The 11929-nt window shown below is 26.1% G+C and carries 11 protein-coding genes; 4 read left to right on the forward strand and 7 right to left on the reverse strand.

Going from position 1 to position 11929, the window contains the following annotated elements; all coding sequences use genetic code 11:
• Positions 1-707, forward strand: a 707-nt coding sequence (locus ACRDBA_RS09195; RefSeq protein WP_438572626.1) for an N-acetylmuramoyl-L-alanine amidase, incomplete at its 5' end; no start/stop codon positions are given.
• Between the two features lie 178 nt (positions 708-885).
• Here ACRDBA_RS09195 and ACRDBA_RS09200 read toward each other — a convergent pair.
• The 7 genes from ACRDBA_RS09200 to ACRDBA_RS09230 all read right to left on the reverse strand — a co-directional run bounded on the left by ACRDBA_RS09200 (position 886) and on the right by ACRDBA_RS09230 (position 8313).
• Entirely contained in the window at positions 886-1344 is a 459-nt protein-coding gene (locus tag ACRDBA_RS09200; RefSeq protein WP_438572627.1) for a hypothetical protein, read from the reverse strand.
• A gap of 136 nt (positions 1345-1480) precedes the next feature.
• Positions 1481-1822 carry an ASCH domain-containing protein gene (locus ACRDBA_RS09205; RefSeq protein ID WP_438572628.1) on the reverse strand — a complete coding sequence of 114 codons (342 nt, stop codon included), beginning with the start codon at positions 1820-1822 and terminating at the stop codon, positions 1481-1483.
• An 89-nt stretch (positions 1823-1911) separates the two neighbouring features.
• The gene (locus ACRDBA_RS09210) at positions 1912-2589 is read right to left on the reverse strand and encodes an HAD family hydrolase (RefSeq protein WP_438572629.1); all 678 of its coding nucleotides are present in this window, start codon (positions 2587-2589) and stop codon (positions 1912-1914) included.
• Positions 2590-2716: 127 nt separating this feature from the next.
• A complete protein-coding gene (locus ACRDBA_RS09215; RefSeq protein ID WP_438572630.1) occupies positions 2717-3367 on the reverse strand; it encodes an HAD family hydrolase in 651 nt (216 codons plus the stop codon).
• 13 nt (positions 3368-3380) lie between these two features.
• Positions 3381-4052 (reverse strand): nucleotidyltransferase domain-containing protein, encoded by a 672-nt coding sequence (locus ACRDBA_RS09220; protein WP_438572631.1) that lies wholly within the window; start codon positions 4050-4052, stop codon positions 3381-3383.
• Positions 4053-4423: 371 nt separating this feature from the next.
• On the reverse strand, positions 4424-5407 hold the full coding sequence (locus ACRDBA_RS09225) for a RepB family plasmid replication initiator protein (protein WP_438572632.1): 984 nt from the start codon (positions 5405-5407) through the stop codon (positions 4424-4426).
• A 1346-nt stretch (positions 5408-6753) separates the two neighbouring features.
• On the reverse strand, positions 6754-8313 hold the full coding sequence (locus ACRDBA_RS09230) for an AAA family ATPase (protein ID WP_438572633.1): 1560 nt from the start codon (positions 8311-8313) through the stop codon (positions 6754-6756).
• Positions 8314-8567: 254 nt separating this feature from the next.
• Here ACRDBA_RS09230 and ACRDBA_RS09235 point away from each other — a divergent pair, with 254 nt between their 5' ends.
• The 3 genes from ACRDBA_RS09235 (at position 8568) to ACRDBA_RS09245 (ending at position 11528) form a co-directional block, all read left to right on the forward strand.
• On the forward strand, positions 8568-9860 hold the full coding sequence (locus ACRDBA_RS09235; protein ID WP_438572634.1) for an ATP-binding protein: 1293 nt from the start codon (positions 8568-8570) through the stop codon (positions 9858-9860).
• A 23-nt stretch (positions 9861-9883) separates the two neighbouring features.
• Positions 9884-10450 (forward strand): hypothetical protein, encoded by a 567-nt coding sequence (locus ACRDBA_RS09240; RefSeq protein WP_438572635.1) that lies wholly within the window; start codon positions 9884-9886, stop codon positions 10448-10450.
• Between the two features lie 355 nt (positions 10451-10805).
• Complete coding sequence (locus ACRDBA_RS09245) at positions 10806-11528, forward strand: hypothetical protein (protein ID WP_438572636.1); 723 nt, start codon at positions 10806-10808, stop codon at positions 11526-11528.
• Positions 11529-11929 lie beyond the last annotated feature (401 nt).

Consider the following 11929-nt stretch of genomic DNA (forward strand, 5'->3'; position numbering starts at 1 on the left):
AAGTCAATAAAGAAGTATCTTTTGAGCTAATTAAACTTTTAAATGAAGACTCTAGATTTAAAGCTATAAATGTAACTCCTGAATCTTGTTTATCAGTTAAACATTCATTAGAACAAAGAGTTAATAAAGCTAATTCTAGCGGATGTGATTTATTACTAGACATTCATCATAATGCAGGTGGAGGACGAGGAGCTGAAGCTTACTATAATAATGAAGCATCAAAAAAACTTGCTGCATTAGTTTTAAATCAGGTTGTTTCTATAGGATATAAAAATAGAGGTCTCAAAACTGAAGATTTTTATATCTTAAAAGCTAAACTGCCAACTATTCTTTATGAAGGCTGGTTTGTAGATAATAAAGAAGATTCACTTTTATATAATCCATTAGAAGAAGCTAAGTGCATTTATAAAGGATTACTAGATTACTTTAACTATACCGCTAACAATATAAATACAACTTCAAATACACTTTATATTAACCTACACCCAATTAGAAGCTCCTGGAATGTGTACCCTATAAATGTATCGCCTGTCATTGGAAATCAACGTGGAGCTTTAAATCCTAAGCTATATGGTGGATTATCATATAAGGTACTAGAAAAATTGCAAAATGATGTTTATATAATAGAAACTCAAATTTTTGGAAGAGTTCAGATATATGTTCCAATAGATAATGAAAGTTCCATATCAGTAAACAAGCTATATTAAACAATTTTACAAAAAATATAAAATATAAACTTTTTATAATTATATTATTTATAAAATATTTTTATTTAATATATAAATAATAAGGGTATGGATTTTAATCCATACCCTTACTCCAATTTAACTGTTAGTTACATTTCAACTAACTCATATAAAATTAATATTATTAGTAAATTTCTATCTAATTAAAACTTGTTATAAAATCATTTAACTTCTCTGTAGACTCTATATCATTTGGATTACGAGATAATTTTAATAAATTTTCATATAATAAATTAAAATTACTTTTTACTTCTTGTATATTTTCATCCTGCTCCATGAGCTTATATAGAGTATGTAGTGTATTATTAAGAACTTTGTTTGTATTATTGTAATCACTAAAAGCAACTAATTGTGAAGCATTTGAGATATTTGCTATAGCATCTTTATAATTATAGCTAAATGTTTTATCATCTAAATTCCCTTCATAATCAGCAGCAAAATTTGCAGATGCAAGACTTAAGCTTGAAATAAATCTTTCATTTATTTGATTCCTATACCATAATAGCTCATTTTCTTTCTGTACATTTTTATTTATCAATATACCTACACTAGCAAACAATAAGAGAATAATTCCTATAACTATATACTTACTTTTCATCTTATCCTCCGTATTTTGTATAATTAAATTTATAAGCCACATATATCTACTAACTAAATTCCAGCTTTCTAGTAGATTTAATCCTAAATATAGAAGCAATATATTTAGCCTAAAGTCAACGATACCTTGGAATTTATTAGTCTTTTATAACTTTAATTTCAATTCCCATAACTCCATATTTATCTATTTTGTCTTGAGAATAATATAATAGCATATCTTTAGAATTTGTAATTTCATCTTTAGTGTAACCAATAGCTATTTTATCGTGATTCATGTATAATTCATTAAATGTTTTGTATAAATAAATATTTTGAACAGTACATTTTAAAATTTCGCTAGTATCTACATTTACAAATTCAATAATATCATCAATTTTTATTAATGCTCTTTTTTCATCATATAATCTCATTTCTATTGTCTTTAATCCAGATTTAACTGCTTCGAATGAATCTGACCATAAATTCATTTTATAACGCATAGAACTCCTCCATAAATTCCTATTTTTCTTTTAGTTTATGTGACAAATAAAATTCCTCTATCTTATCTAATCTCACTAACATATTGGAATTAACGTACTCCAATATATTTTAATATTTCAAAGGGTGTTTCAGCTTGTATAAAATCTTTCTTCCTTCTCGCAGGTTGATTTGCTCCTTCTTTCAGATACCACACTGCCTGTACAGCTTTCATTCCTATTTTAGAAGCAGTTTCCAATTCTAAACTACCACCATCTCCAACATATATGCATTCATCAGCAGACACTGATAAATTATCCATACATCTAATAAATATTTCTTTTTCAGGCTTTTGCAAACCTTGCTCAAAAGAAAGATATGTCGCATCAAAATATTGAAACAGTTCACTATTTTTTATCGCTTCAACTTCTTCTGAAAAACAATTACTTATCAATCCTATACAAATGTCTTTTTTCTTTAATTCATTTAGCATTGGAAGAATTTCTGGATGAATATATTTAAAACATTCTTTTTTTGATGTTTTCCTTTTCTCCACTATTTTGCTAAACAGCTCCTCAGAATAACATTGCTTTTCTTTAAGTATAAATTCTAATATTTCTTCCAAAGTCATTTTTCCCACAGTTCTATCATACTCTCTTGGTTTCCACAATGACTGAAATTCTTCTTCTGAAATTCCAGCATCAATAGCCATTTGCGTACCAAAATATAGTGGACTCTGATGAAGAGTTATTAGTGTTTCATACATATCAAAAATTACTGCTTTTATCATCAATAACTTCTCCTTTTAATTATACAAATTTCTATTTCCTCTTATTTAAATCCAAAAATAATATTACTATAACCAACCTAAACTCACCTATAACTTGGAATTTGTTGATATTATTATAATAACTAATTTATAAATCTATAATTAGCTTACTTAATTCATCAATATCTTTTACAATATAGTCAGCGCCACTATTATATAGCTCTTCGTAACTGCCATATCCATACAGAACACCAATAGAATCTATTCCAACCTCTTTTGCTCCTATAATATCATGCTTTCTATCACCAATCATAACAACATCTGAATGATTATCAATATTATATTTATCTAATATATATTGAATAATATCAGCTTTTTTGGTTCTTGTACCATCTAAATTGCTTCCACAAATAAAATCAAAATATTTACTAAGATTAAAATGTTCTATAATTTGCTCAGCAAAAATTGTTGTTTTAGTTGTAGCTATAATCAAAGTTTTACCCTCTTGTTTCAATGATGAAAGTATATTTTCAAAATTATCATATACATAATTTTCATAGATGCCCTTAATAGAAAAATACTCCCTATAATATATAATTGCTTTTTCAGCTTCTTCATCACTAAAATTGTAATACTCCATAAATGACTCTTTTAGTGGAGGTCCAATAAATTTGCATAGTTCTTCTAAAGTTTTTGTATTAATATTAAACTTATTTAAAGCATATTTAACTGATTTTGTTATACCAACCATTGGATCTGTTACTGTACCATCTAAATCAAATAATATATATTTTTTCAAATTAATAATCCCCCTATAATTTATCTAACCACTCGTGTCCATTAGGAAAGGAAATATTTAATGCATTCCTTAACCAATTACGTTGATTTTCACTTAAATATTTAATAGCAACATCAAAGTCATGCCTATAATTAGCTACCATTTCGATATCATTATTTTCTACACTTTCAGTAAATTTTACATAAATAGATTTATATAATAAAACCATTTCTGGTGCAAGATATGGTATCTTTTCTTTTGTATAATGAATAGCGTTAGAAAGATTAATATTGGGATTTCTTTTATATATGAATAGATCTTCTTCTTTTTTATTGAAAAGAAGTTCAATAAAATCCATAATATCTTGATGCTTACGCTCTGTTGTTATTTTATAAAAGTTGTCATAAACATTCTTAATTTCGTAGCTATTTGAATTAACCTTAATACACCATAAATTATCTTCTGTACATAAGTCATCTTGACTGCTTAATATTTCTCTTAATAATCCATTATCAGGTTCAAATATCCTCCAACCATTATTAAGAAAATTATCAATAAGTTGTTCCCTATCGTTCCAAAATACTGCAATATCAATATCTTTATGTAATCTTGTGTTTTTTCCTACAACTAAATCAATTGCATCTCCACCACAAATAGCCCATTCGTCAACCATATTCTCCATTAATTTTCTAACTTCATATATCATAAAACTACTAATCCCCCCCTATCCTATTTATAAATAAATATAATGCTAAATTCATATTTCCTACTTAGTTTCTTTATAAATTCATAATCATTATACTATATTTTTCTATTATTGTAATAAATTCTCTATTTGTAGTTGTAAAAAAGGAAACCTCTTGGTTTCCAATAGATGATGAGAGCTCAGTATCAGCAAATAAACTACATTAAGTAATTTTATAATATAAACAAATTATAATTAATTTATAATATAAATATTTATATTTGGTATTGCTAAAGAGCTATACCTCTATTGATTTTTATCCATACCCTTATCGACTTTAATCCTTACCAGTAGCAACCCTAATCAATACACTGTAAATTTAAAATTACTATTTAATCATCTAATATTCTGCTGGGAATTAAGTTTTCTAATGTAGTTTTAAAGTATTTATAATTTTTCTTATTTATGGTTTTACCACCTATAGCGTCTAATGTTTTATTAGCTGCAGCTTTTAAAGTCTTAATGTAATCTTTATAATCACTAAAGTCTTTTAGGAATGCTTTATGTATACTCTCATTTAACTTGCAATCTATCATATTCATATAATCTACTGAATCTATATGTTCGTCTTTTATTTTAATTTCTTTAGCATCAATTATTGTAATTTTATTGAAATTGTATTTCTTAGTTTCATAATCTGTAATTATAAACTCTATCTTCTGAACCTTTCTCATAACCTTTATTTCATTAAAAGTTACTTTCATATTCAACTTTTCATTTATTTCTTTAATTGCTGGAACTAAAACTTTATTTTTGAAATTATTATACCTATCATAGCTAGTACCTTCAAAAATATCACATATTTCTTTTATTTGGTTAAGAGTATATACTTTTTCTATAGTTTCATTATGTCTACTCCACATTCTAAGGATTCCATATATTTTTTGAGTATAAAATGATTTAGCTTTTCTAACTAATTTTATATCTATAGGAGAATATCCTATTTCTTTACATATCATTAAAGCTTTAAACACATTTTTGCTCATGCTACAAGTAAACATATCCCTTTCATGATCATAGATATGTTCAGCTATCAATGTTGCACTTACATCCTTTTTTCCAAGTTTAAACTTTATATTTATATTCATAAATTTATCTAGTGTTTCCTTTATTTCAGCTACGGTAGAATTATCATTGCTTTTTATTATCTTCTTTAACTCTTCCCTATTAAATTCTGCTTTCCTCCAATTAGAATCTTGGCTTAATTGACATCGTTGTAGTAACATATCAAAAAGCTTATATTCTGATGATGTAATAGTATTACTAGCAGTAGCTAATATTATTCCATTTGGCTTAAAAAGTATCTCATTATTCACTTTAAATCACCTCTTTTTATCCAAATTTTACATTGCTACTTTCTTTATAAAAGGTAGTATTAAAATCCTAAAAAGTAGCATTAAAATCCTAAAAGGTAGCATTAAAATCCTAAAAGGTAGCATTAGAATCCTAAAAGGTAGCATTAGAATCCTAAAAAGTAGCATTTAGACTCTTTAAAGCCTTTAAAATAGCCTATTTAGAGTTCTCTAAATACTTTAAATACTATTAAATACTTATAAATACATTAAAGTATATGTAGTATATATTTTTATGTTTAATAATATTTAGATATATTATCTTATTAAGTCAGCTTTTTTTAATCCATAGTCTTTATTATATTTGCATCTCTGTAATAATGTATCAAATACCTTATATTCTGAACTTCTTATGTTGCCTTTATAAGAGAGTTAGGTTTGAACAGTATTTCATTATTTGCCATAATGTTAACTCCTTATTGTTTAATTTCAGCTACATCTTCAGATATCTCAGAATTTAGAACCATATTTTGTATTACAATCTTTTAATTGTAAATTCCAAAATGTACACCTTTCGATTCCAATGTGTACATTTTTGCATTCCAAAGTGTACATCTTTCGATTCCAATATGTACACCTAAAATCTCTACAAGCTAGATATAGAGCCTATTCTGGAAGCCCTAAACCCATTAAAACCATTAAACCCTTATAAAACCTTAAAATATATGTAGCATACATATCTCTTTAATGATTAAGCTTTTATTAAAAATAGTACTTACCGCCAATATATAGTCTGATATAGCTCTAAGTGCTTTAAAATTAACTTCTAACGAGTTCTATATCTTTTTAGGTAGTTAACTCCCTCTATAATAGTTTTAAACGATTCTAGGGTATATAACCCTTCTAAATTAATAATTCTATTTTAAAATTCATAATTAATATAATGTTATATTTAAAAACAATAACTTCTCTAATTTATCCATTAATACTAAAGAGCCATTTCAGGTTACACCTTATACTTCTATCAATTACTCTCCTCTGATATGATTTTTTGAATATTTATTTTAGCTTAATATAAAGATCTTTATTTATATCTAATAATATCTTTAAATAAAAATTGCTATTATCAATTAATCTAAATCAACTTGATAATAGCAATTTTTATAATATTATTTGAATAATAAACACCTAACTCTAATAAATTTTATATAATTAATTTGTAAACAATTTATTTATAATTTATAATTTAAATGTTTTTAAAATGTTTAAATTTAATATATAAATTGATAAGGTATGGATAAAAAACCTGTATCTCTCTTGATTTCTATCCATACCCTTATTAATTTTGTTCCATACATCTATTATCTAATTTATATATTTATTTCCTCTATCTTGCAGCTGTGCTCTTTATTCTTAAAATCATAACAAATAGCTACAGCTAAAACTTTGCTATATTTTTTTCTAAACTTTTGAACATATTCTTTCTCTTTTATTTGCTGCATAGCCTTTTCAACAGTTTCATTTTTCTTTAATTCAACAATAATTGCTGTATCACTTTTCCTTTTCGGATGGAAGGTGAAATCTGCATAACCCTTACCGGTCTTTTCTTCGCGTTCAATATCATAAAGATCTCTTGCACCTAAATATGCTAAAGTAATAACACATGATAAGGAATTTTCATCATTATATTGAAGTATTGGTATTTCCGAATTATGAATTTCATGAATTAGCTTAACTACTGCTTCTTCATCTTTGTTTAAAGTAGCTTTTAATAACTTTCTTGAGTTATCAATTATTTCAGCTACTTCTCCGAATTCTTCATCCTTTAAAGCTTTTTCAAATTCCTTCATTAGCTCTTGATTTGGAATTTTTAAATATCCATCATGATAAGATAAAAAACCTAGTATTATCATTGCAGAATATATTTCAACCTTAGTCTTAGGAGCCTTTTGTCCTGCTCTAAATTCTTCATCTATATAAATATCAATTTCTTCACCTGAAACCATTTCTATGACATCTTCACGAATATCTAAAGTGTTATATTTAAGATATTCTGCTACCTCATCCATAGCTCCTGTATTAGTCCAATAGCTTTCACAGTGACTATTTTGGAGTGCCTTTACAACTGACCTTGGATTATATATTTGTACTCCCTTAACTGTCAGATAGCCATTATACCATCTTTCAAGTTCTTCAAAGTCTAACTCTCCATTTTTTTCACATAGCTTTAGAACTTCTTTTTCTGTAAAGCCAAAATATTCACCAAACTTTCTATCCTTTAAAAAGGTGAATTCATCAAACATATTAAGTGCTGACCCACTTGAATATCTCTTTATAGGGAGCACTCCTGTCATATAAGCTAATGACACATAGGGTTGATCTTTTAATATATCTCTTAAAAATTCTAAATAGTCATTTTGATTTTCTTCAAACAAATTATTTGTAAATATATAATCCCACTCATCTAAAATGAAAATAAACTTATCATTTAAAGATTCTAGCATATCACTTATGGAAAAATACTTATTTACATCTATATGAGGATACTTCTCTTGTATATCTGTTCTTATATTAGTTTTAATTCTTTCAATATAATCAGCATAGGTATTTCCCCTATCAGATAACCTATTAAAGCTTATATATATAACATTATATTTATTTAAATTTTCACTGTAACTATCGCAATTACTTATCTTTAGATTATCAAATATCTCTTTTGAATCCAAAGCCTTCCCATAGTATGCACCTAACATATCAGCTACTGATGACTTTCCAAACCTTCTTGGTCTTGTTATACATACATAACAATCAGAGGTTTCGATTCTTTCATTTAATAAATCTATCATTAAACTTTTATCTACAAAATATTTTGTATTCAATAATTTCTTATAATTTTCTAATGGTTTATTTGAATTCAAATATATAGCCATAGTTACCTCCATCTTATTCTATAAACATAATTATAACCTAAATATATAAAGTTTAAAACTTTAATACCTTTGTTAACCTTAGAATAAACTTATTCTCCATCAATATATGCCTTTTAAATCATCTATTATTTAATAATATGTTTATACAACTATAAATTAATATAATATATTTTTTATTTTTCTAAATATATGTTGTTAAAAATGTCTATACTATATATAATTAAGTTTGATAAAGTGTTAGGAGGTAACACTAAATGAAACGAAAAATATCAACATGGTTATTAGATTGGAAAAATAGTAGAAATAGAAAACCATTAATTCTTCAAGGTGCAAGACAGGTAGGAAAGACTTATTCTGTTTTAACCTTTGGTAAAAATAATTATAAAACTTGTGTTTATTTTAACTTTGAAAATAACACAGATCTTTGCAAAATATTTGATAGAGATTTAAATCCTGAAAGGATTATTAAGGAGCTATCAATAATCTCAGGTAAAAGTATATTTAAAGAAGAAACCTTAATTTTCTTTGATGAAATTCAAAGCTGTGAAAGAGCTTTAACATCATTAAAATACTTTAATGAAAATGCTAATGAATATCATATTATTGCAGCAGGAAGCTTACTTGGAGTTGCAGTTAACAGGCAAAATTATTCTTTCCCTGTTGGAAAAGTCGATATGAAAACTATGTATCCTTTAGATTTTGAAGAATATTTAATAGCATTAGGTGAAGAAGATTTAATCGAATTAATTAAAGAATCTTTCCAAAATGATAGTGAATTTTCTCTTCATAATAAGGCATTAGATTTATATAAAAGTTATTTAGTTGTAGGTGGTATGCCTGCCGTTGTTAGCGAGTATATATCACAAAAAGATTTTGATTTTGTATTATCAACGCAAAAAAATATAAGTGATTCTTATGTAGCTGATATGGCAAAATACGCTACCCCACATGAAACTACTAAAATAATGGCTTCTTTTAATAGTATTCCAGCTCAGCTTGCAAAAGAAAATAAAAAGTTCCAATACAAAGTAATTAAATCTGGTGCAAGGGCCTATGAATATGAAACTCCATTAGAGTGGTTAAAATCTTCAGGTGTTATACTAAAATGTAATAAATGCACTGAAGGTAAATTACCTTTAATAGCTTATGCTAACAATGATGCCTTTAAGGTATATATGACTGATACAGGGCTACTTTGTTCAACCTTTGGGATACCTGCTGAGGTTATTATGTCAGATACAAAAGCCTTTAATGATTATAAAGGAGCCTTAACAGAAAATTACGTTTGCTTTACATTAAATGCAAGTGGATACACCCCATATTACTGGGAATCTAGTGGTCAAGCAGAAGTAGATTTTATAATTCAAGATAAAAAAGGTAATATTATACCAATAGAGGTTAAGGCAGCTGATAATGTTCGTGCAAAAAGTCTAAACCAATTTATAAAAAGATATAATCCACCATATGCCATAAGAGTATCTAGTAAAAACTTTGGCTTTGAAAATGGAATTAAATCAGTTCCACTTTATGCAGCCTTTCTTATATAAAATATAAACCTTGGAGGACACTTATGATAGGATGTTTTGAAAAATTTACTTTACATGACGTATCAAGATCTTTAGATAGAAAGGAAATGAAGATAGGTGTTACTAAGTATATTTATATTATGAATATCTTTAATGATATAAACGTATCTACTGATAATACTTTTAAAACAGTTTATATAGATTTTTACAAGCTTGGTGTAAATACTAATGAAAATTTTTTAAACAAATATTTTATACTTTTAGAAGATGATAAAACAAACTCTTTAGAATTTATTGATGCTCTTAGATATCTATATAAGTATTCTAAAAAAGTTCATGCATCATTTGCAAGTAAATTATTAGCAACAGTAAATCCTGAGCTGCCAATAATAGATAAGTTTATACGTAATCACTTAGAATTAGAAGCATATTTTGGAGTAAGCAATATCGATAAAATTATAGAACAATACTATGAAATAGTAGAAATATATAGATGTTTTTTAAATACAAATCAATCTAAGGAGTGGATAAGATTATTTGACGAAAAATTTCCGTATAATAATATAACACCTATAAAAAAGATTGATTTTATATTATGGCAAATAAGATAATAGTCTATAATTTTTATAAGTAATACTTTTATAAAATATCATAAATTAACAATTTTAATCTATTATATTATGCAAAAATAGTAATAGGGGCAACCGCTGTGGTAGGTATGGTAACTGCCCATCCAAACTATCTAAAATATACAATAAATTTGCAGTCATTAGGTAGTCAAAAATAGAAGCCATACCGAAGTATGACTTTTATTTTACATCTTGATAAATGTAGTTATGTTCACCTCCTTATGCTAGGCTTATATCTATGTATCACTAGATTTCTACACTTAAACACATCATAATTTTAATTTTTTATCAGGAATATGTTAAACTAATATCGGGATAAAAGGTAGGAGGTGCACAAATGGGTGAAGAAAATATAACAAGATTGCTAGAGTACTTACTAAGTATTGAGAATACAGAGCCTAATATAATATTAGATTGGGGGCCATTAACGATTTCTATTATTAGTTTAGTGGTTACTGGAATATTGGCGTGGAGGCAGTGCAAATTAGTTAGAAGGCAAAAGGAAATAGCAGAAAGGCAATTAGCTATCAATCTATATGAAAGAAGATATTCGATATATGATAAAGGAAGAAAGATAATAGATGATTTAATAGCAGCCGATAAGATAGATTATGATGTTACAGAAAAAGTTAAGCATATGACTGATAATGTAATATCAGAAAGTAAGTTTTTATTTTTAAATGACGTTACTGAATTTTTAGAAAAGCAAAAAGATATAATTGATAAGTATATAGAGTTTGATTATCTTAACTATAGTTTGAATATGGGGTTATGTGTTAATGAGCTAGGAATAATGTTGAATTTAGATATAAATAAAGAGGTTATTATAGCAAAGAAGAAACCATTAATAGATTTCTTTGATAAAATAGATATTGATAGCTTCAATAATATAAAGGAAAATCTTGAAGAAAATATTGATGATAGCAACGAGGATATCATTTTCAAAATTGATAGTAATATTGAGTTAGCTTATGAAACTTTTGAAATGATATTAGAAGACTTTAAATCTGAATATATTGAAGTATTCAAACCATACCTAGACTTTAAAAATATAAAATAATCAGATGGAGCAGTAACAACTATTCCTTTTTTTATGTCACTAACGTATCTGAAATATCCATTATTCCTTTAGGGCCAACCTACATTTTTCCTGAAATTTTTTATTAGAGTTACTTAAAAGTATTGATACTACTAAATTTTATAAAAATTTCAACTTTAAATAAATTATACTAAGTTCTAAAAATACTATTTTTAAGCATTGTTTGACCTTGATTTTTATATATTTTAGTAGTCAATAATACCATAATTTTATTGACCTTAATAAAATATATATTATTTATCATCATTTCATATTTTTTTGATATGTTGTTTTATCTATTCTTTGAGCTTTTGAAGTATACATTACATAATACTCACTTATAGTACACTAAGTAAATTCTCTTCCTTCTCTAAAAATTGGAT

This window comes from Clostridium sp. (assembly GCF_051654825.1).
Classification (GTDB): Bacteria; Bacillota; Clostridia; order Clostridiales; family Clostridiaceae; genus Clostridium.